This window comes from Candidatus Cloacimonadota bacterium, assembly GCA_020532085.1.
Lineage (GTDB): Bacteria > Cloacimonadota > Cloacimonadia > Cloacimonadales > Cloacimonadaceae > Syntrophosphaera.
In genome coordinates, this window is sequence record JAJBAV010000007.1 from 1 (window position 1) to 22,219 (window position 22,219).

General features: G+C 57.8%; 15 protein-coding genes and 1 other RNA gene. 7 read left to right on the forward strand and 9 right to left on the reverse strand.

Features of this window, described 5'->3' with window-relative positions; translation table 11 throughout:
• Positions 1–83 precede the first annotated feature (83 nt).
• Positions 84–3,947, reverse strand: a complete 3,864-nt coding sequence (locus LHW45_02970) for a right-handed parallel beta-helix repeat-containing protein (GenBank protein MCB5284537.1) — start codon at positions 3,945–3,947, stop codon at positions 84–86.
• Positions 3,948–4,164: 217 nt separating this feature from the next.
• Here LHW45_02970 and lepA point away from each other — a divergent pair, with 217 nt between their 5' ends.
• The 6 genes from lepA (at position 4,165) to LHW45_03000 (ending at position 10,159) form a co-directional block, all read left to right on the forward strand.
• Entirely contained in the window at positions 4,165–5,961 is a 1,797-nt protein-coding gene (lepA, locus tag LHW45_02975; GenBank protein MCB5284538.1) for a translation elongation factor 4, read from the forward strand.
• 10 nt (positions 5,962–5,971) lie between these two features.
• The gene (locus LHW45_02980) at positions 5,972–7,636 is read left to right on the forward strand and encodes a BamA/TamA family outer membrane protein (GenBank protein ID MCB5284539.1); all 1,665 of its coding nucleotides are present in this window, start codon (positions 5,972–5,974) and stop codon (positions 7,634–7,636) included.
• Between the two features lie 211 nt (positions 7,637–7,847).
• Positions 7,848–8,114 (forward strand): hypothetical protein, encoded by a 267-nt coding sequence (locus tag LHW45_02985; GenBank protein MCB5284540.1) that lies wholly within the window; start codon positions 7,848–7,850, stop codon positions 8,112–8,114.
• Between the two features lie 91 nt (positions 8,115–8,205).
• Positions 8,206–8,409, forward strand: a complete 204-nt coding sequence (locus LHW45_02990) for a hypothetical protein (GenBank protein ID MCB5284541.1) — start codon at positions 8,206–8,208, stop codon at positions 8,407–8,409.
• Positions 8,410–8,666: 257 nt separating this feature from the next.
• The gene (locus LHW45_02995; GenBank protein ID MCB5284542.1) at positions 8,667–9,815 is read left to right on the forward strand and encodes a serine/threonine protein kinase; all 1,149 of its coding nucleotides are present in this window, start codon (positions 8,667–8,669) and stop codon (positions 9,813–9,815) included.
• Between the two features lie 140 nt (positions 9,816–9,955).
• Entirely contained in the window at positions 9,956–10,159 is a 204-nt protein-coding gene (locus LHW45_03000; protein ID MCB5284543.1) for a hypothetical protein, read from the forward strand.
• A gap of 1,510 nt (positions 10,160–11,669) precedes the next feature.
• On the opposite strand, the gene LHW45_03005 is transcribed toward LHW45_03000, so the two are convergent.
• Positions 11,670–14,087, reverse strand: a complete 2,418-nt coding sequence (locus LHW45_03005) for an HAD-IC family P-type ATPase (GenBank protein ID MCB5284544.1) — start codon at positions 14,085–14,087, stop codon at positions 11,670–11,672.
• A 218-nt stretch (positions 14,088–14,305) separates the two neighbouring features.
• Here LHW45_03005 and LHW45_03010 point away from each other — a divergent pair, with 218 nt between their 5' ends.
• Positions 14,306–15,379 carry a DUF1887 family CARF protein gene (locus tag LHW45_03010; GenBank protein MCB5284545.1) on the forward strand — a complete coding sequence of 358 codons (1,074 nt, stop codon included), beginning with the start codon at positions 14,306–14,308 and terminating at the stop codon, positions 15,377–15,379.
• A 380-nt stretch (positions 15,380–15,759) separates the two neighbouring features.
• Here the strand turns inward: LHW45_03010 and LHW45_03015 are convergent, their stop codons facing one another.
• The 7 genes from LHW45_03015 to LHW45_03045 all read right to left on the reverse strand — a co-directional run bounded on the left by LHW45_03015 (position 15,760) and on the right by LHW45_03045 (position 22,184).
• A complete protein-coding gene (locus LHW45_03015) occupies positions 15,760–16,263 on the reverse strand; it encodes a FumA C-terminus/TtdB family hydratase beta subunit (GenBank protein ID MCB5284546.1) in 504 nt (167 codons plus the stop codon).
• A gap of 39 nt (positions 16,264–16,302) precedes the next feature.
• The gene (locus LHW45_03020) at positions 16,303–17,178 is read right to left on the reverse strand and encodes a fumarate hydratase (GenBank protein MCB5284547.1); all 876 of its coding nucleotides are present in this window, start codon (positions 17,176–17,178) and stop codon (positions 16,303–16,305) included.
• 68 nt (positions 17,179–17,246) lie between these two features.
• Positions 17,247–18,125 carry a DUF58 domain-containing protein gene (locus LHW45_03025; protein MCB5284548.1) on the reverse strand — a complete coding sequence of 293 codons (879 nt, stop codon included), beginning with the start codon at positions 18,123–18,125 and terminating at the stop codon, positions 17,247–17,249.
• Positions 18,126–18,128: 3 nt separating this feature from the next.
• Positions 18,129–18,323 carry a hypothetical protein gene (locus LHW45_03030; GenBank protein ID MCB5284549.1) on the reverse strand — a complete coding sequence of 65 codons (195 nt, stop codon included), beginning with the start codon at positions 18,321–18,323 and terminating at the stop codon, positions 18,129–18,131.
• Between the two features lie 13 nt (positions 18,324–18,336).
• Positions 18,337–19,125 carry a 1-acyl-sn-glycerol-3-phosphate acyltransferase gene (locus LHW45_03035; GenBank protein ID MCB5284550.1) on the reverse strand — a complete coding sequence of 263 codons (789 nt, stop codon included), beginning with the start codon at positions 19,123–19,125 and terminating at the stop codon, positions 18,337–18,339.
• Positions 19,126–19,856: 731 nt separating this feature from the next.
• An RNA gene (gene rnpB, locus LHW45_03040) (RNase P RNA component class A) lies at positions 19,857–20,264 on the reverse strand.
• Between the two features lie 168 nt (positions 20,265–20,432).
• Entirely contained in the window at positions 20,433–22,184 is a 1,752-nt protein-coding gene (locus LHW45_03045; GenBank protein MCB5284551.1) for a metallophosphoesterase, read from the reverse strand.
• Positions 22,185–22,219 lie beyond the last annotated feature (35 nt).

The following is a 22,219-nucleotide window of genomic DNA, read 5'->3' on the forward strand; positions in this document are numbered from 1 at the left end:
ATAGAGTGACAAAATATGAGCCTATCTATTTTGTCAAGAATTATTTGCAGATTTCAAAAACTACTTTTTGATCCTAAATGCTCTTACTTTTTAACCAGACCCTGAGGATTATGTGCAAAGGTCTTATAGTAGAAATAGCGGGGTTGATTGGCAGCGCCGCTATGCGGGCAGGAGGGACTGCTGAGGCCGCTCTGCAGCAGGCTGAAGCCGGAGTGGGGATCGCTGGAGAAGTAGATATCGTAGGAATCCGCCCCTGGCACCACGTCCCAGCTGATCAGGATGTCGTTTCCCGAGGGCGTGAGGGTGAAATCCACCGGGGCGCGGGGTTTGGCGTTCCAATCCACAAAGAAGCGCCAGGTGGGGCTGAAGGTCTCATTGTTGCTGAGATCGGTGGCTTTCACTTTCCAGTAGATGAGGCTGCCGGGGGCGCAGAAGCCGGAATAGATCTGGGTGGCGTCAGTCGTGAAGGTTTGGGCGTTCTCAAAGCCGGCGGAGATGTCCTGATAGATTGTATATGTGACCAGGTCGCCGGGATCCGGATCGACCGCTTCCTCCCAGCTGAGCAGATTGCTGGTGAAATGCACCGTCGCGTTGTAAGCTGGCGAGAGGGGATCGAAGGCCTGGGGCGCTTCCGGCACCATGGTGTCGAACCACCAGTAGTTTTCGTAGCAGAGGGTGACTTGTTCCTGAAGGTCGGTGGCCTTCACGCGCCAGTAGTAGCGGCTGTCGTCTTCAAGCACCGCGGCCGGGAGGTGGTAAACCGAGGCGGAGAGCGGCGTGATGGTGATCAGGCCCAGGGTGAAGCCGCTATTTTCAGCGATCTCCAGGGTGTAGGTGACCACGTCGCCCGGAGTGGGATCGATGGCTTCCTCCCAGTCCAGAACTGGCTCCAGGGTCTCCAGCACAGAGGTGTCTGCCGGAGAGAGCAGATGGAAGCGGGCCGGGGCGTCGCCGATGTCGGTGTCGCGCCAGTCGCCGTAATCCACGTGATCCGAGACGGGATCGCCTCCGCCGCTGGGATTTCCCGTGTGAGTGGGCCCGGATTCGTGGCCCCACCAGTTGTATCTCGCGTTCACGCTGAAAGCGGTGCTGGTGTTTTGCACGGCGTAGTCGGTGTTGCCACTGAAGCTGTTGCCGTCACCGCTGCTGCCGCCAATGAGGGGATTGGCGCCGTTGGAGCAGTGAATGCCCACGGGGTTGCCCTGGATGTAGTTGCGGATCAAAGAGGGCTGGCTGTTGGCCCCGTAAACCCTGATCCCATAATTGCTGCCGTGGCGGATCACGCAGCTTTCCAGCAGGGGAAAGGCGGAGTTTCCAAAATAGACGTTGCTACCGGCGTATTCCACCACGCAATTCCTGATGTAGCCGCTGGGAGCCTCGTATAAATAGGGGTTCAGGGTGATGCCGGCCCAGCCGCCGGCGGTTCCGTTCAAAGCTGAAAAAGTGGCGCCATCGGCCTGGAGGCTGCCCTTGTAGGAGTTACTGGTGTAACCCACTGAAAGTCCTGTCGATTCAGTGAAGAGCAGTGTAAGGCCGGAGTTTATCTTCAGGAGGCAGCCGGCCCCCGACCAGACATTGATGCTCGAGGTCACCTCCACCGGCACGCTGGGATTGCCCCAAACGTAGTTCTGGTCCAGGGTTCCGCCAGTGATCTGGATGCGGTTGGGGGTGTTGCCGCTGAAGAAATTGCCGGTGCCGCTCACGGCCTCGAAGGCTTTGGCGCTGGTGCGCACGGGATGGGAGCCGTTGTTGATGAAATCGCAGTCGGTGAGGGTGAATCTTGCCAGGTCCGACCCCGCGATCCCGCTGCCGGCATTGTTTTGGAAGCTGCAGCCAAGGAAGCTGGGAAAGGAGTTGTTTACATAAACGGCGGTGTTGTGGCTGGCATCCCGCAGATTCTCAAACACGCATCCTTCCAGCACGCAGAGGGCATGCGTGAGATAGGGATTGAAGAACAATCCGTAGGAAATCCCGCCGCCGGGAACGCTGGTGAATATAACGCCCTCGGCTTCCAGGGAGCCGAAAAACGAGGCGCTGGTGTAGCCCACGGTCAGGGTCCCATCCGCGGGCAGATAGAGCACCGTTCCCGGCAGTATCTTCAGATGGATGTTGCCGCTGCCATAGATGCCCATTGTGCCGGTGAGGAGATAGGGCACGCCGGGGTCGATCCAGGTGCAGCTTACGTTCACGGTTTCGTGCCGGACCTCCACCCGGTCGCATTCAGGCAGGTTGTTGCCGCTGAAATCGTTGCCCTCCCCGATGGCGCGCACGCAGTTGGCCGGTAGGGAAAGGGGATAGGAGCCACAACCGCTGATGCTGTTTCCGGTGAGGGCCACTTGGGTTTGGCTGGTCTCGTAGCGGATGCCGACAGCCAGGCAGTTCAGCACCTGGCAACCGGTCATGGTGGCGGCTGGGACCTTGAAGCGCACTCCGGCCACATCCCCGTAACCGGCATCGCGGATGGTGCAGCCGGAGAGCAGGCTGCTGCCTCCATAATATTCGAACAGCAGGCCCTGCCAATGGCCGGCGCTGGGGCTTTCACCCCTGAAAGTGACGCCAGTGGCACTCACGGCCCCGGTGTAGGAGTTGCTGGTGTAACCCACCGAAAAACTGGTGTTGGAGGCAAACTCCAAAATGGTTCCCCAGGGCAGGGTCAGAAAGCCGGCCGCGCTGAAACGCAGGTTGATGCTGGCCTGAACCAGGACAGGGGTGCCCTGGTTGGTCCAGAGGGCAGATTCATAAACGATGCCGCCCCGGCAATGCACCCGGTTGTCCGTGTTAAGCTGGTAAGTGTTTCCCGGGCCAAGTTTGTGCAGGTCCCTGGCAGCCACGGACACGCACTTGTTGTTGTTCTGAAAGTCTGTCCCGCTGAGGCTGAAGGGGGCATTGTCATTGGCATGGAGCCCGTAGCTGTCATTGCAGCAGATTTCACAGTCCGTGATGCTCACAGCGAAGTTGGTGTTGCGTAGCCAGACCGCGCCGGTGGCGGTGGAAACCACATCCCTCACCGTGCAGTTGTCCAGCGAGCTGGCGGTGATGTAGGGCTGGAACTGGATGCCATTCCAGTCCATGCCGTCACAGCCGCTGAAAGTCGCTCCCGTTGCCACCAGACCGCCATGGAATGAGTTGGATGTGTAGCCAACGATCAAGCTGTGGCCGCCACCAAAGCGGATTTCCGTTCCTTCCATTATCTGCAGCAGTCCGCCCGCGCCCATGCGCACCTGCAGATCATTCTCCGCTTCGTAGGGCACACCCTGGTCCAGCCAGGTTTGCGGCGTTGAGATGATGACGTCCCGCAGCAGGATGCGGTTCTGAACATTGCCCGTGTAGCTGTTGCCCGCGCCCAGTTTGCATGCCTGGTTGGCATTGGCCTGCAGCGGGTAACCGGCGTTGTTTTCAAAGACGCAGTTGCTGACGCTGGCGCCGATGGCCGCGTTTGTGGAAATGTGGTATAGGCCTTGGTGGGAGGAATGGCTGAAGACGCAGTGATCGAAGCTGGGGGCGAATTCTGGCTGGAGATTGTTAACGTTGAACATGCCGGTTGAGGAGCCGCCGTATGCGAATGCGGTGTGGGTGAAAGTGCTGGCCACATGGGCGTAGGCCAGGGTTTGCAGGCAGTCCCAGAAACCGGGCACCGGGGTGTCGGAGTTGGCGGTAAAGACCACCGGTTCGGCCTCGGTCCCGTTGCTCACGATCGCGCCACCCTGAGTGGAGTAGGGCGTGCCGATCGAAATGCTCACTCCACCGTTCAGCCTTACCTCCACCCCCGCCTCGATGGTGAGGACTGGAGTGGCGCTTCCGCCCACGCTGATGCTGTTGGTGATGATGTAGGGCGAGCCGGCCAGGGTCCAGGTCTGGGAAGTGCTGATGTTGGCGCTGATGCTTGTCTCGCCCGCGAGCGGGAGCACCAGCAACAGACAGAAAAGAAGGAAAAAACACGCTTTCATGATATTCTCCTTGTGATGGCCAGGGTGGGGGGGCCACCGCTTATCAGTATCTTTTTTTGTTTGCTAGCATATTCTTCCGATATGTGTCAAGCAAAAGGAGGGGCAGGTGCCGATTAAATTGTTGACAAAACTCAACACCGTCAAATCTGGGTAACATCCTTCCGCGGTTTTGGAACCATCCGGAACAGCAGGATGGATATATTTTTCAAGGACAAACATGAAACAAGAATACATACGCAACTTCTGCATCATCGCGCACATCGACCACGGGAAATCCACCCTCGCGGACCGCTTTTTGGAAAGCACCCACGTGGTGGGCAAGGTGGACATGGCGCAGGTGCTGGACAGCATGGACCTCGAGCGCGAAAAAGGCATCACCATCAAGAGCCACGCCATCCGCATGGTGCACAAGTACAAAGGACAGGACTACGTTCTGAACCTGATCGACACCCCCGGGCACGTGGATTTTTCCTACGAGGTCTCGCGCGCGCTGGCTTCCTGCGAAGGCGCCATCCTGCTGGTGGACGCCTCCCAGGGCATCGAGGCCCAAACGATGAGCAATCTCTATCTGGCGCTGGACAACGATCTGGAGATCCTGCCGGCCCTGAACAAGATCGACCTGCCCAAAGCCGATGTGGAAGGCACGGAACACGACCTCTGCGAGATCATGGGCTGCCTGCCGGAAGACATCCTGCGGGTGAGCGCCAAGGCCGGAACCGGGGTCACCGAGCTGTTGGACGCAGTCTGCGCAAGGCTTCCAGCCCCCAAGGGCGATCCCGAAGCACCGCCCAAGGCCCTGATCTTCGATTCCTATTTCGACATGTACCGCGGCGTGGTGGTGCTGGTGCGGCTCTTCGACGGCTCGCTGGCCAAAGGCGACAAGATCAAGCTCTTCGCCACCGAACGGGAATACGAGATCGAGGAGATCGGACACCTGGGGCTGAAATTCGCCCCCCAACAGCAACTGAACACCGGCGAGGCCGGCTACGTCATCGCCAACATCAAAGAGGTGGCGGACGCCCGCGTGGGCGACACCCTCACCCTGGCCAAAGGCGGCTGTGAAGAGAGCTTGCCGGGCTTCATGGAGCCCAAGCCGATGGTCTATTCCGGCATTTTCCCCATCAACGGCGAGGACTATGAAAACCTGGTGGAATCGATCGCCAAGCTGAAGCTCAACGATGCCTCCCTGATCTACGAAAAGGAAAACTCCAGCGCCCTCGGCTACGGCTTCCGCTGCGGCTTTCTGGGCATGCTGCACCTCGAGATCGTGAAAGAACGCCTGCTGCGGGAATACAACATCCCCATCATCGCCACCACGCCCAGCGTGCGCTTCCTCATCACCCTCAAAAACGGCGACGAGATCGAAGTGAACAATCCCATCGATTTTCCCGATCCCAACTACATCGAAAGCATCATGGAACCCTTCATGGACACCGAGATCATCGTTCCCACCGACTTCATCGGCAACATCATGAAACTGGCCCAGGAACGACGCGGAGTGCAGAAAAACATCCAGTACATCGATGAAAAGCGCGTGGCCCTGCACTATGAGATGCCGCTGATCGAGATCATCTTCGATTTTTACGACAAATTGAAAACCGTGAGCCGCGGCTACGCCTCGCTGGACTATGCCTTCAAGGAGTTCCGCCCCTCCCGCGTGGTGAAGGTGGACATCCTCATCAACGGCGAAAAGGTGGACGCCATGAGCTTCATCTGCCACCAGGACAAAGCTCACAACTGGGGCAAAAGCGTCACCGACACCCTGCAGGAGGTGATACCCCGCCATCTCTTCAAGATCGCGCTGCAGGCCGCCATCGGTGGCAACATCATCGCCCGCAGCACCATCAACCCCATGCGCAAGGATGTGCTGGCCAAATGTTACGGCGGCGACATCACCCGCAAGCGCAAACTGCTGGAAAAACAGAAGGAAGGCAAGAAAAAAATGAAGGAGATCGGCTCCGTGACCGTGCCGCAGGAAGCCTTTCTGGCCGTGCTGAAGGCCGACCGCGATTGACCTTCCGGCCATGACACGCTATCTGCTGGCCGCAGTTCTGCTTCTGGCCTGGGCTCTGGCCCCGGCCTTGAGCGTGGGCAAGATCAGTTTCTCCGCCAATTTCCCCCTCGACGAGACCGCGTTGCTGCAGGCTTCCGGATTGGTCACCGGCAGCGATTACGCTCCCGCGGATGTCAACGCCGCCATCGGCCTGATGCAAGCCTGGCTGCAGGCGAACGGCCATCCTTTCGTGAAGATCGCCAATCCGGAGCTGGTGCCCCTCTCCGAAACAAGCCTGGAACTGGCCTTCAAGCTCACGGAAGTGCAGCCGGCCCAGAGCTGCGAGCTCCGCTTCCGCGGCCTGCGCTATTTCTCCGAGGGCAAGCTGCGCGACCTGCTGCTGCTGGCTGATGAAGGGAAGGTGGGCCTGTCCGAACTGCCCGGCCTCATGGACCGCGTTCTGGACGAATATCACCGCCGCGGCTACCTTTTTGCCAGCGTGCGGCTGGATTCCCTCACCTTGGGGGAAAACCTCGCCGCCCATCTCGGCATCGACGAAGGCAAGCCGCTAAAGCCCGAAAAATACTACTTCCAGGGCAACAAATACACCCGCGACCAAACCCTCATCAAACTGGCCGGCTTCAGCTCCGGACAGGTGGTGACCCCTGAGGCCATCCGCGCCGCCGAGGACAGGATCCTGGGCAAAAGCTACATCGAGGCCTGCCTGATCGAGCCAGTGGACCCCGCCAGCCTGCTGATCAAGATCGAGGAAGGCAAAATGACCTCGCTGGAAGGCGTGCTGGGCTTCACCCGGGTGGGTGAGAAAAACGAGTTCACCGGTTTCCTCAACCTCGGTTTCCTCAACCTCTGGGGCAGCGACCGCGCCCTGGCCCTGAACTGGAGAAAGCTGCCGCGCTCCAGCCTGCTCAGCTTTTCCTACCACGAATCCGGGCCAAACAGCTTTCCCCTCTCCGGAGACCTTCGGCTTTCCCGTGAAGAGGAAACCGAAAGCTGGATCAAATCGGCCGTGGGCGCCGATGTCTATTCCTATTTCGACGCGCACCGCTACGGACTGGAACTCGCCGCGGAAAGCGTGAATTACTATGTGCCCGCCGCCAGGGACAGACTACCGGTGGAAACCACCTCCAGCCGCGGCATCGGTGCCTTCTGGCGCCTGGACAGCCGCGACCGCGCTTTCAACCCCTCCCGGGGTATGCAGACCAACATCACCTACCGCCTGCGCCAAACCGCAGAGCGCGGCTGGAACAACGCCCTGGAGGCCGACCACACCCAATACATCGGACTGGCGCCACGCTGGAACTGCGCCCTGGGCGTACACCTGCGCAGCCTTTCCGACAGCAGTTCCGTGGCCTATGAGACTTACCGCCTGGGAGGCTACAACTCGCTGCGGGGCTACCGCGAGGACGAATTCAGCAGCTGGCGCCTCGGCTGGGCCTCGCTGGAACTGCGCTATCTGATCAGTTCCCAAGCCCGGATCTACCTCTTTTACGACCACGGCCTGCTCGCCCGGGCCGAAAACAGCCTGCGCGCCGATCTGCTGGCCCCCGGGCTGGGCATCAAACTGCGCACCCGGCTGGGCGTGCTGAGCATCGAATACGCCCTCGGTTACAGGGAAAACGGCTTCGCGGACTTCGCCGCGGGAATGGTGCATGCCGGCCTCGATGCAAACTTCTAAAAAAAATAACTTGCCAAAAAATGCGGCTCCTGTAGTGTGGCCACAATTAAGCAAGCACATAGACGTGTCTAAGGACTGTGTGAGAGGTTGCTAAAGGCTTCGCGGCGCTTCAGCCCCCTCAGCAAAAAGCCCGGTACGGCTTTAAAATGCCAACCAAATCAACAAAAAAAACAAAACCAAAAATACGATTTCACTGAATGGAGGAATCAAAATGAAAAAACTTACTCTTATTGCTCTTCTCGCAATGATGCTCATCGGCATGCTGGCCTTCGCGGCTTGCAACGCTAAAGACGCCGAAGAACCCACCGACGAAACCGTCATGACCCATCAGGATTCTTTGGATCAGGGTTTGACCCAGATGACAAAAGCCGACTCGATCACTGCCGGCCTTATTGACGAAGCCGGAAACGCTCTCCAGAAAGCTGGCGAAGCTGTCCAGGAAGCTGGCAAAGCTGTCGAAGAAGCTGGAAAAAAATAGCTGATAACAATTAGCGCAGTCCTTAAAAAACGGGTGTCCACTAGGATGCCCGTTTTTTATCTCTCAAGACAATAAGAAAATAGGAGGAACAATGAAAAAGATCATCAGCCTTGTCCTGTTGGCCACGCTGCTCCTCGGAGTCCTGGCCTTCGCGGCCTGTCGGGCTCCGCAACCGGAAAGCGAAAACGCCACGGAAACCGAAGTCCAGTCACCCGGTTCCGATCAACCCGCGTCGGACACAGAACTCATCAGCACAGAACAAGATACGACCACTATCCCTCAGGATAAAAACTGATCTGACCAAAACTCAAACCCCAAACAAAGTTACCGGCACTACATTTCGGTTTTCTTGTAAAGTGGTTTTCACGGCTTATAGACTGATAGTAAAAGAGGAGTTATGATAATTTTCCAGCCAGTTTCGATTATTAAACCAGGAAAATTCCTTGACGAATTTGCGGAGTTTTAAAACCATGTTTGCATCTATTTAGGGTAGGATTTGACACTGATCTAAAAGGAAAATAAGCCTCCGGCGGAGGCGACAGGAGCAAGGTGGTGAAATTCGAACAGGGCGCGAAACTCAATAATTATCAGATCATCCGTCTGCTCGGCGAAGGCGGCATGGGCGAAGTCTGGTTGGCCCGGGACATTTTACTGGAAAGGGATGTGGCGATCAAATGCCTCAATCCGTTGCTCACCCGGGACCAAGAATTTTCCGAACGCTTCCTTCGAGAAGCCCGCATCCAGGCCAAACTTACCCATTCGAACATCGTGGGGCTGCACGCCTTTTTTGAGGCTGAGGGCCACTATTACATGGTGCTGGAATACGCCCCCGGGGTTACGCTCAGAAATTTGATCGACAAAACCGGCCCCATCCCCGAAAAACGCACCCTGGCAATTTTCAACCAGATCCTCTCCGCGCTGGACTACGCGCATTCCAAGGGTATTGTCCACCGCGACGTAAAACCCGCGAACATCATGATCGACACAGCATGCAACGACGCCGTGAAAGTGATGGATTTTGGCATCGCGCGCCTGATGGACGACGTACACATCACCCGCACCGGAACACGCTTGGGCACCATCAGCTACATGAGCCCGGAGCAGGTGCGCGCCGCCAAAGACATCGACCAGCGCTCCGACATCTATTCTGCCGGCATCATCCTCTACGAAATGCTCAGCGGCAGATTACCCTTCGAGGCAGATACCGACAGCGAATATGACGTCCAACACAAGATAGTTACCGAACCCGTGCCCGATCCGCGCAAAGTTTACCCCTACATCGGCGACACCTCCATCTCCCTGCTGCTAAGAATGACCCAAAAAGAGCGGGACCGACGGCCGCAGAGTATCGCTGAATTGCTTTCAGCGTCAACCGCAGGAAATCGAAATCAAGATTATATTGCTCCTGTGAAATCGCCCATGATATCGCCAAACTTGGATGAACATTCTAAATATGAAAAAAGTGAAACATACAAGTACGGGGGTATATTTATCCTAATACTTGTTGTATTTGTGATTATTGGCATATTAACTATCGAACCTTTCGGTTGTTCCAAAGAGGATGAATATGTGGAAGAAACCACCGAAACCGTTGTTGACAGCGCAGCCGCTGTTTTCGACACAGTATGGTATCCCTATTATTATCCTGACTATGACGCTATTGTCGACACTGCAATGGTTAACGCTACAGAAGCTTTCTAGGAAGCTGGCAAAGCCGTCCAAGAAACCGTAACGAAATAATCCAAGCTGATAACAATTAGCGCAGTCCTTAAAAAACGGGTGTCCATTAGGATGCCCGTTTTTTCTATGAAACCAGCATAATCCAGAACATAGGAGGATCCATGCAGAAGATCATCAGCTTCATCCTGTTGGCCGCCCTGCTCATCGGCATGCTGGCATTTTCAGCTTGCCAGCCCCCGCAGGAAAAAACCGAAACCGAGCTGGAATCTGCCGCCCCGGAATCCGGCTCCGACCAACCCGCCTCGGACACGGAACTCATTAGCACGGAAGCGGATACCCTAAGCACCACCCAAGGTCAAAACTGATTTAGACAAGCATCCCACCCAAGCAGTATCACCGGCAGCACCCTGCCGGTATTTTTTTCCCGCTGAAGAACGGACAGAATAATCTGGCTCTCTTTCAAACCGAGTGGGTTGAGTGACAAAATGACCGAAGAACCTTAACCCAACAAGTATCGTTCGTCATTCCGGACACAGGTGCTTTGGCGCCGGAGATCCGTCGGGGTCCTCGCCGGACAACCTGTTGGCCGGAGCCGGTTTCCGGGTCTGGCACAGCTGGAGTCGATGCTCCTGCGTCGCTCGACTCCAGCATCTCTCGACTCCAGCTTCACCGCCCGGAATGACGGAACGGGAGAAGGCGTTGGAAAGTTTGTATCCAGCCGATCCCTCCACCCACACGATGCGAAAGAGAGCCAAAAATGCTTACCCCCCGCAACGTCCTGTCAGTTACGCCATGAGCGCTCGCTTCCATCCTCCTCCCACGTTGCCCGCGTGATCATCGCATCAAACGCGGCCATCAGGCGGGAGGCGCGTCCGGAACCCGGGAAATGGCCTTAATGGCCAAAGGGGCACCGTTTCGCTCCTCCGCAGGGTCCCCGGCCACTTCACCCTCACGCCAACGTATTTCGCGTCTGGGCTTTACCCACCCGATTTGAAAGGGTGCCAATAATCTGCTCACTACAGGGAGGCCGTCTTTCTGGCTCAGATTCATTTATTCTGGGTGAAACAGAGGACGCTCCTTCGAACCAGGCGGGAGATTCGGTGGTTTTCGCAAGGTTCAGCCCGGAGTGGGTAGATCATGGCGAGGGCGGGAACCGAGCGCCAAGACGGAAGGAGGGGGCGGGAACCGAGCGCTAAGACGGAAGGCGAGGGCGGGACTGAGCGCCAAGACGGAAGGCGAGGGCGGGACTGAGCGCCAAGACGGAAGGCGGTGGCTTCAGCCACCGTGTCCCGAAATTATTGGAGCAGGAAAAAGACGATGTCCGGTCGGCTTCAGCCACCGGAGATGGGATCGGCCTGCCCTGGCGTTGGTAAAACATGCCGGCGGTTGAAACCGCCGGAGATCGTATCCCTTGGGCCGCTGATGCCCGGGAACGGTGGCTGAAGCCACCGCCTTCCGCCTTGCGCATCAGGGTTTCACATCAAGGAAAATCAGGGGAGGTAAATCAGGGTCTCACATCAGGGTAAATCAGGGAGGATATCAGAGGATAAACCAGGTGGGCAAAGCAAGGATAATCAGGGGGGCAAAGCAGGGTTTCACATCAAGCAAAATCAAGGGGTAAATCATGGTTTCACGTCAGGATAGATTTGGGCAGATAATCAAAGAAGCATAATTCCTCTTCCGCTTGAAGACCCTGCTCCCATGTCAATATGGGATCAACCAAGAATTTCCCAGAGTGAGGGTTCTGAGCAAAGCTTTGGCCAAGATCCCAAGCCGGAAAACATCTCTCAGAAAACACAAGTCCAAACCGCTGCCTGTAAAGCGATTGCGGCTCCGAAGCCAGGCCCGGTCCAGGCTGCGTTGCGTCCGGCCGGCTCAGCCCTCCGCCCGGTTCATTTCCCGCAGGTGTTTGGCCAGGGGGCGTTTCACCAGTTCAGTAACCGCCAGATAGAGCAGCGCGAGGCCCAGGATCAAGCCCAGGTGGGCGGGCCGGGGAGCGTGGAATTCGAAGAATCCGGCGGTCCAGGGCAGCGTGGGCAAAGCCACCGCCAGCAGTATGGCGATGCCTGAAAGCGCGATGATCATTGGTGCCGGCCAGCCGGCTTTTTCGATGTTTTGCAGCGAACGGATGGAAAACAGCAACAGCAGTTCCATGGTTACGCTGGCGATGAACCAGTTGGTTTGCAGCACGCCGGGCTCAAGGCGGAAAAAGAGGCCGAAGCAGATGAGGTCGAAGATGGTGCTCACAAAGCCCAAAGCGAGGAAGGTGATGTAGAGCGAGCGGAAATCGTAGGTTTGGGGGCGTTCCACCTCGTTTTTGGGCACGCGGTCGAAGGCGATGGCCAGCATGGGAAAATCCGAGAGCAGATTGAGCAGCAGCAGTTGTTTGGGCAGCATGGGCAGAAAGTTGATGAAGACGGAGCCGATGGCCACGGCGTAGAAATGGCCAAAATTGGCCACCAGGGTGGCCCGGATGTATTTGAGCGTATTGGCATGGGTTTCCCGCCCGGAGCGGATGCCGTCCACGATCACGCGCAGGTCGTTTCGCAGCAGCACGATGTCCGCTGTCTCGCGGGCCACGTCGGCGGCGGATTCCACCACCAGCGAGACATGCGCGGCCTTGAGGGCCGGGGCGTCGTTGATCCCCTCACCTAGAAATCCCACCGTGTATTGCCGTTTGAGCAGTTTGATCAGCTGGAGTTTCTGCTCCGGGGTGGTGCGCGCGAAAACCCTGATCCGGCCAGCTTTGGCGGCTTGTTCCTCCGCGGGCAGGGCCAGGAAAGCGCCCGCTTCCGTGACCTCGTCGGCGCCGGTCACCAAGCCGGCCTCACGGCCCACGGCCTCCGCCACCAACAGGGCGTCGCCGGTGATCACGGTGATCTGAACATGCAGTTCACGCGCGGCTTTCACCGTTTCCAGGGTGCTGTCTTTCAGCCGGTCGATGAAAGAGACAAAGCCGGCGAATCTGGCCTCGCCCTCCTCGCGGTAGCTCACACCCAGGATGCGGTGGCCCTGGCGTTCCTCCTCCAGCAACCAGGCATTTAGGCTGTCCATGCCGGCCAAACCCTGGTCCATAAAGTATTCCGGGCTGCCGCGGCGGATGTGGACGCGGGCGCCGGACGGGGTTTGCACCAAGGCCCCGTTGCTGCGCAGAGCGGGATCGAAACCCTCTTCTTCCAACACTTTAAAACCATCCAACTGCTTCCGCAGCTCATCCGAGACCGCTTCATCCAGGGCCCGGTCGAAGGGTTCGGGATTCTGCCTGTCCAGGTCGTGGGCGGCCAATCTGGCCAGCAGCAAAGGTTCGAAGGCCGCGCCCGGCGCTTGTTTGGCGCCCACCAGCGTGAGCTTGTTTTCAGTGATGGTGCCGGTCTTGTCCGTGCAGAGCAGATTCACTCCGCCGAGGTCCTGAACGGAGGAGAGCCGCTTCACGATCACGCCTTTTTTGGCGAAACGCAGGGCCCCGCGGGAAAGGGAAAACGTGAGCACCAGCGGCAAAGCTTCCGGGATCACGGAAACCGCCAGCGCGATGGCGAAGATCAGCAGGGTCGGCAGGTCCTTGCCCTTGTTCAGAAAGAGATTGGCCAGCACCACGAAGACGAGGGTGATCAGGGTCACGCGCAGGATGAATTTGCTGATGCGGTCGATGCCTTTGGTGAGTTCGCTTTCCTGCTGCACCTCGGAGGTGGTGGCGGAGATCGCGGCCAGCCGGGTGGAGGTTCCGGTGGCGGTTACCTCGGCCAAAGCGTTGCCCCGCACGATCACCACGCCCTGCAGCAATTGGTTCTTTTCAGTGGGTTCAACGCCTTCCGCCACAGCGTGTTTGGCCACCGGAATGCTTTCCCCGGTGAAGGTGGTCTCATCCGCCGTCAGGTCCCGCGTCTCGCGCACCACGGCGTCGGCGGGAACGATGTCGCCGGGCTTGAGTTTGATGATGTCGCCCGGAACCAGTTCCGCTGTGTCAAGTTCCTGGTCGCGCCCGTCCCGCAGCACCGTGATCCTGTTCACCAGATAGCTCTTGAGGCTGGCCGCGGCGGCGTTGGCCTTGAATTCCTGATAAACGTTCAGGGCGGTGCCCAGAATGATGAAAAAGAGGATGAAGCCCGCGTCGGTGGCCTCCCCCACAAAAAAGGTGACCACCGCGGCGGCCAGCAGCAGGAGGTTGAAGATACCCTTAAGTTGGCGCCAGATCAGTTTAAACAGGCTGAACCGGCTTTCCGGCAACACGTTGCGGCCGTGAGCAGCCAGGCGGTCGCGGGCTTCCGCGGCGCTGAGTCCTGTCCATTGTTGCATTGCTGTCATCCTTGTGATGCGATTTTTGGCGGCGTGAGTCAGGTTTCTGATCAGTGATCGCCTCCCACGCCAACGGCTTTGCGGGCCAGGCGCGGAGGCAAGGTTTGCAAAATCCCCGCGCGGCGGAAATGTCAAGCTAAAATTCCGCGGGCGGGAAAAGGGTTGACTTCAGCGGCGGGAGCAGGGAAGTTGTCCGCAAAAGCTTTCCGAGGTGATCGATGTCCCGATATTTGGTGTCGCTGGTGGGGGAATTGGTGATTCCCAACCTTCTGTTGATCAAGACTTTGAGCGATTGTGACCACTATGTATTCCTCTGCCCCAGGGGCGGGGAGGCGCGGCAACAGGTCCAGCGCCTGTGCGCCGTTTCCCACATCGAAGCACCCCTGGTGCTGGAGATGAACGAATTCAGCCTCGAGAATATCGACACGGTCCTGAAAAACCAGCTGAACGACCCCGCGGCGGAGTATTGGGTGAATCTCACCACCGGTTCCCGGATCATGGCTCTGGCAGCCTTTGAGCACTTCCGGAAACTACGCTCCCAGATACTCTATCTACCGCCGCAGAGCAACACCTTCCAGCAGCTCTGGCCCAGCCACGTGGAACAGCACTTGCCGGTGAAGCACAGGCTGGATTTGGACAGCTGCCTGCAGGCCCACGGCGTGCAGGTTACGCGCAAATCACTGCAGCAGCACAGCCTGGGCCAGATGGAAGCCATGTTCGCCATCATCACCCAAAACTCCAATTCCCGCTTCATGAGCAGGCTGAACCGCCTGGGCTCGGAAAACCGCGGGGCCAATGAAGAGAAAAGCCTGGCCCAGTTGAACCGAAAGTTCAGCCAGGCTTTGGGCATTTCCAGCCACGAAGTTGAAAGACCCGGCTGGCTGTCTTTCATCAAAGGCGCCTGGTTCGAGGAATACATGGCGTACTGGCTGGGCAGAAGCGTGGGTGAGGTCTTTCACGGCGTGGTGATCGAACGGGACGGAGTGCAAAACGAACTTGACTGCGCCTTCATGCACGAGAACCGACTCCATTTCGTGGAACTGAAAGCCTCGGCCAACCTCGGCGACCTCAACGAGTTTCTCTACAAACTGGATTCCCTGGGCAAAGATTTCGGGCTGTTGCCCCGCTGTTTCCTGGGCATCGCCGATCCCGACGTGGAGCAGGGCCTGCGCCACAATCAGCATTACCTGCGCCGGGCCAGAATTATGGGCATCCGGATCCTCACCTACAACCAGCTGAAACCGCAAAACATCGAGAAAAGCCTGCGGGAGGCACTGTTCAGTAACGGATGAGGGCTTGACGCGGAGGGAAAGGGCGCTTGTTTTGAAAAAGGCTCATGTTTAAATAGAGTGGGTGCGACTGTGTCATCCCAGCGTAGGCTGGGATCCAGAACCTACTACCCGCCCCGCCCGTCATCCCAGCACAGGCTGGGATCCAGAAAGACATTCACATGTGCTAATTGCTTTAATTAACAAAGTGTACCAGTTCTGGATTCCAGCCTGCGCTGGATGACGCTCGATTTTTCCCACCATGAATGAACTTGAGCCGAAAGAAAACCAAAAGAAGAAGCGATATAATCAAGAACTTATTCAGAGGGATAACCTGATGGTTTTAACCCCAATACGCAAACCCGATCTCTGTGTCTCTGTTCCTCTGTTTTTGTAATGGACTTTCAGACGATGGCGACGTAACAGGGAAGGTCTTTTACCACAAAGCGATGGATCGCCTCGGCACCCAGTTCCGGCCAGAAGTATGTTTCACGTGAAACCACGCACTGGGCCAGAAGGGCGGAAATGCCGCCCACACAGACCAGATAGAGCGCGCCGTGCTGACGGATGGCGGTTTCGATTTCAGGCGAACGCTCGCCTTTGCCGATCATGACCTTCAATCCCATATCCAGCAAAGGAATAGTGTAAGGGTCCATTCTGTAAGAGGTTGTGGGCCCGAGCGAGCCGCTCGCCTGGCCTGGAGGAACCGGAGCCGGTCCGCAGTAAAAGATGGCGGTGGCGCTGATATCGAAGGGAAGCGGCTCAGCTTTGTTGATCATTTCCACCAGGCGTAGATGCGCCTGGTCCCGGGCGGTGTAGATCTCACCGCTGAGCAGGACCTTGTCGCCAATCTTATAACCGGAGTATACCGCGGGTAAGGCGGGGAGGGTAAGTTCATGTATGATCATGTTTTGCTCAAGCTGGCCGGCCATGTTTCGCGTGAAACATCAGATCACCCGGGTGCTGCTCCGGTGGGCGTGGCAGTCAAGATTTACCGCCACGGGCAGGGAAGCTATGTGACGGGGCCGGGTGAGGATGGAAACTTTCAAGGCGGTGGTGGAACCGGCAAAGCCCATCACCCCCCTGCCAAGTTCATTTATGCGTTTGAGTATCCTCGCTTCCATCAACTCCAGTTCTGGGTCTTTGGGTTCATTCAGCATTAAAGCCCGTTTGGCCAGGATCGCGCAAGCTTCGAAATCACCTCCGATGCCGACACCCACAAAGACCGGCGGACATGGTTTTCCTCCGGCCGAAACAACCGTTTGGACCACAAAGTCCTCTATCTCCGCCAGGGTGGCGCCGGGCAGGAACATCCTCAGCGCGCTGCAGTTTTCCGCGCCGCCACCTTTCAAGGCCAGGTGCAGGGTCAGTTTGTCACCCGGAACCTGGTTGAGGTGCAGAATGAAGGGCAGGGAAGTGCCTAGCGGTTCTGCTCCGGAAAGCCTGGCTTCACTGTCAGACACGCTGTTCCGCCCGGGATACGCGGCGAGGGAATCCCGCAGGTAATATTTACGCCAGGCCTCGCCGGCCGCCTCGCCGATCAACTCTTCCAGGGTCCCACCCGTGATCAGCAGCTCTGTGCCGATTTCGGCGAACACGATCAGCAACCCCGTATCCTGGCAGAGGGGTAGTCGCTCCCGCGCGGCGAGCTGGTGATTTTGCAGAATGGCGGCCAGCATGTCGCGGGCGATCTCATCTGGTTCGCCGTCCAGGGCCCGGAGCAAAAGCTCAGCTGTTTCAGACGTAGGCCGGCAGAAAATTTCCCCAATGCCGGAAATCACCGCGGCCTTGATCTGAGTGGCGGAAACGGTTTTTACCGCCATGGCCCTTTAAACGCCCTCAGAGGCGTGTTTTTGGAGTTTTGGCCGTTTGCGCACATGCAAACCCTGCCTCATCCCTTTTTACGCATCAGGAGGTATCTCAGAAGCAGGTCTTCCAGCGGGGTGGCAGTGCTTACAGGGTTGTATTCCACCTGATATTGGTGACAGCCGGATTTGAGCTGGTTGATATGGCCGGAATAGCGGGACAAATATTCGCCCCTGATCTGCCAGGGGTTGACCACGATCTTTTCACCGGTCTCGCTGTCCACGAATTCGGTTTCCTGGCGGAAGCTGAATTTGTCTTCCTGGAGGTCGGTGATGTGGAAAACCAGCACCTCGTGATGCTGGGAACGGAAATGCTTGAGGCCCTCGATCACGCGGGCGGGGTCATCCAGCAGGTCCGAGATGAGGATGATGAGGCTGCGTTTGCGGATGGAGGACGCGATCTGGTGGAGGTTTTCCAGCAGGCGGGTGGAATCCTTGGGCTCCAGTTCGGCCAGCACGCGAAAGATCTGGCCCAGATAGCCGCGGTATGCCTTGGGCGGCAGCATGGAGGTGATCCGCTCGTTGAACGTGACCAATCCGGCGGCGTCTTTCTGCCCCACCATCAGCCAGGCCAGGGCGGCGGCCAGACGGCAGGCGTAGTCGATCTTGGTGCTGTCACCGGAGCCGTAAAACATGGAGCGGGAATGGTCCAGGATGATGTGGCAGCGCAGGTTTGTCTCTTCCTCGAAGCGCTTCACGTAATAGCGTTCGGTTTTGGCCACGATCTTCCAGTCGATGTTTTTCACGGGATCGCCGCTGTTGTATTCGCGGTGGTCGGAAAATTCCACGCTGAAGCCGTGGTAGGGGGATTTGTGCAAACCCACCAAAAAACCCTCCACGATCGCCCGGGCCTGCAGCTGATAGCGTTTCAGCCGGGCCGCGGTCTCCTCTGTGAGCAGGGCCAAGCCTCAATCCTTGGGTTTGCTTTTATAGAGCAGCCCAAAGGGGATCAACACCACATAGGCCAGGATCAAAAGCAGCGGCGAGATGGTGATCTCGTTGGCGGACATGATCACATAACCCAGGATGAGCAGCACCGCCGCCACTCCCAGGATGATGAAATTTACGGGGCCCAGTTGCAGGCGGTCGTTGTTCTTGGCCATGATATCTCCTCTGTTATGATGAAAGTTGGGTGTCGTAGCTGTTGAAAGTGTCGCGAACCCTCTCATAGACGAGCTCCGCCAGTTCGCCGCGGTTTCGCTGGGGATCGTATTCCACCGGGTCCAGAAAGCAGATCTCAGCCTCTAGCCGGCGCGCCATCAGGTTCCAGTAATACTTCAAAAAATTCACGCCTTTGTACCAGCAGATCACGGAACGGTTCTTATCCGTGACCGGAGAGCCATCCAGGCGCAGATAGCGGATGCAGACTGGCACCACCGTGCAGGCGGCGTCCACGGCCACCTGGAACAGCGAGCGGCGGAATTCCTTCACCTGGGAGCCGTCGGTGCCCCGCTGTTCGGGGAACAGCACCAGTTTGAAGCCAGCGCGCAGAGTTTCGGAAAAGCGCCTGATCTCGTCGGGCAGGCTCACCTTCTTTTTGCGGTCGGTATAGAGGCAGCCGGCTTTGCGGATCACATCGCCCACCACCGGGGTTTCGCTCATGTCCACCGAAGTGATGAACACAAAGTTTTCCACGGCGCCCAGCACAAAGATGTCCAAAAAAGAAGCGTGATTGCCCACCAACAGATAGTTCTGGTCCTTCAGCTCCTGCAGGCGCTCGGGATTTCTGATCTTCAGCTTCACGTTGAACGCGCGCAGAAATCGCCTGGAGGTGAGGGTGGTGTTTTTGATCTCCAGCCAGCGGCGTTTGATCGGGTTCCGGGCAATCAGCCGGATAAAGAAAGACCGCACGAAGAATCTGGCCAGAATAAAGCTGTGCCAGACAGTGTGCAGGGTCCTGATCATCCACTTCACGGCTACTCCCATGTGCGTTTTTGGAGGTGGTTCCACGGAATCCGCCTCGGATGGGCAAACTGCCGTTGACTTGCAAATCTGTCAAGGATTTTTGGGCTCCTCCCCCTCATCCCCCTGTTTCCAGGCTGTGGGAGGCGACATAAAACGATTACCAACGGTTCTGTCGCCCACAGGGGGGGCTCATGTGTTCTTTGGACGCCGACATCGAGGGGCTCCGCTCCGCTGCGCGCCCTCGCTATCGTTCCGCCGCCTCTGCAAGGCTACCCTCTGTCTCTCTGTGCCGCTGTTTTCATAAAATCTTCTGCTTTTCTCAACCCGTCTCTGCTTTTCTCTGTGGTGAAAACCCCTCACAAACAGACGGTTGAGCCGGGGATTGCAGGATTGGATCAGTCAGTCGCATTCACCTAAACAGGCTTGGAGCGTGTTTTTTCAGATGGCTTTCATGTTTCTTGCCCTGAAACCGCCCTTTGCCCCATCCTACTCACATCCCGGTAACAACCCACTTAGTTCCCACCTGACAGGCGGGAACTCAACGGGAAGTGAAGGGGATGTGAGTAGGATGGGGCAAAGGGCGGATTCCGGCATTTTAAGGGGGATGTTTGTGGGTGTGACCAATTCTCCTGGCGAGGGGTTCCGATCGCTACGCTCACTCCACGTCCTCGTTATCGTGCTGTCGCCCTCCGGGCTTTACCCACCCGGTGTGAAAGAGTGCCTTAAAAAAACCCATGGGAAAACGATAAGCCGGATTCTGTGGCCCGTGCTCACGCGCGGGCTGATGTCCATTCCTCTGGACCCGCTCTCACGAACGGGTTCAAGCTGCCTACCCGGAAGCCGTAACCGCGCGGGCCGCGCTTCGTGGCTTCCCTATTTGGCATTGCACCGGATAAGGCATTCCCGTCAAGCCCTGTCACCAAGGCTTCCGGTGGTCTCTTACACCACCATTTCACCCTTGCCCGGCACAAAAAAGCTGCGGTCTCTCAACGGCAACCAAAAAAGGAGCGCGCCGGGCGGTTTGTTTCTGTGGAGCTGCTCCGCATTGCTGCGGCTTCCCGTTAGGAAGTATCCCGCCCTGTGGTGTCCGGACTTTCCTCTGCACCCGCGAGGGATACAGCGGACATCTGGTTTTCCCATGGGTCTGGAAACAATTTAAGCGGGACAGTGATATAGTCAAGGGAAAAACGCAGATTCTGCCTAAGTATATATTTGAGGTGAAGTTATGGTTTTTGTTCGTATAATGTTATGATCAAGTTGGTTTTAATGATGTTTTATGTCTGCCCAGACGGAAGGGATCAGGCGCTTCAGCGGGTTTTGACCACCCGGCGCAGTTCCAGGCCTGGGCCGGATTCCGCGCGCAGCAGATAGATGCCGGCCGGAGCGGGTTGCCCGGATTCCAGAGTGCCGTCCCAAACGCAGCGGGAGCCGTCCGGGGAGACCTCCAAGTCTCGAATCCTGGCTCCGCGAAGATTGTAGACGCGCACCCGGGGTGGGTTGGGGCGGGAATCCAGATCGAGGTTGAGTTGGCTTGTGAAGGGATTGGGCCAGGTGCCGCGGATGAGGTGGAATTCCGGCTGCAAATGGTCTTCGGCCGCGGTTCCGGGATGGGCGGCCACGCTCACGACGCGGCTTTGCATGGCGGGAAGGTTCACCTGCACGTAGCAGACGTTTTCGGCATCTGAACAGTCCACCTGGAGCAGGGTGCCGTTGGTGACGCTGTAAGACCAGTTCCCGGGCGGCATGCGAAACTTGAGCAGGCTGTGCTCGAAAGCCACGCTCTGGTTGTTGTTGAACATGGCAGCCACGCTATCGGCGACAGCTGTGTTGGAGGGTAACCAGATCACGTTCACCGCCTGGGAGTTGCTGCCGGCGTAGATGGTGTTCAGGGGCTGCAGTTGGGTGCCGTTCACCCTCACCAGGCGGTAGGCGCGGTTGCCGTTGCAAACGCTGCGGGTGGCAAGGTTGTAAGGATACGAGGAGATCGAGCCGCTGTTGGAATGGATGTGGCCCCAGAGGGCAAGATCGATCCCCAGCGCGGACAGGTCCAGCTGCTCCGAGAAATCGTAATGGTGAAAGAGAACCCTGGTCTTGTCCGGATGCATGCTCAGACGCTGGTTCAGCCAATAGAGCTGGTCGTAGATGAAGCTTTGCCCGCCGTAGATGTTGGCGCGCCAGTTGTCATAGTTGTCGTAGGCCTCCAAACCGATGAAGTGGAGGTCACCGTAGATGAAATCGTAATCCTGGGTGTGCAGCGGCCAGTTGGAATCGGGGTTGTTCAGCCAGGGCCAGCCGAAATAGCGCCACCAGTTGCGGCGCGAACTGCCTTGTGGTGGCGGCGTGGCGTTCCAGCCACCCACGTCGTGGTTGCCGATGGTCACGTAGCAGGGGACCTCAAATTCCTCCAGCAGGCGCTGGGTCCAGCCAAACCAGTGCTGTCCGGCAAAGCCTTCGAGTTCGCCTTCGTTGAGCAGATCGCCGGTGAGAAGCACGAATTCGGGATTGATGAGGTTGATGTCGTCGATCACGGCGCGGAAATCGTTCACGGAGGTGGAGTCACTGTCGAAGCCGCTGTCCGGGTAGTAGATCCGGGTGGGCAAATGGAGATCCGTGATGTGGACGAAATAGTAGCTGCTTTTGCGGGTGGGCACCACTTTCACGGCGTTGGCGGTGGTGTCGTCGAGGCCGCCGGAGGCGGAAACACGCAGATCGTAGAGCTCGAACACAGGCAGGGAGGGGACCACGGCCTGCAGCTCCCAGCGGTCGGGAGTGTTCAGATACTGGCTGGATAACAGTTCCAGGTTCACGGACTTGTGTTTGTGCCGCAGCCACACCTGCCAGCCGGTGGTGGAAGGCGGCGCGATGCAAGTGATGGTGAGGGTTTCGCCAGGGATGTGGATGGCCGGCACGTTGAGCAGGGGCAGTTGGATCAGGGTGAGGGTGTCGCCCAGAGCGTTGTAGGGGCTGAGCGCGGCCACAGGACCCAGCAGCAGCAGGAACAGGAGGGTAGGGAAAACCGCTTTGCCCCAGCCACGCCATCCCGCGGTGACGGGATTCAACCGGCCCGCACAGCACACCTGGACAGGGGTTTTGG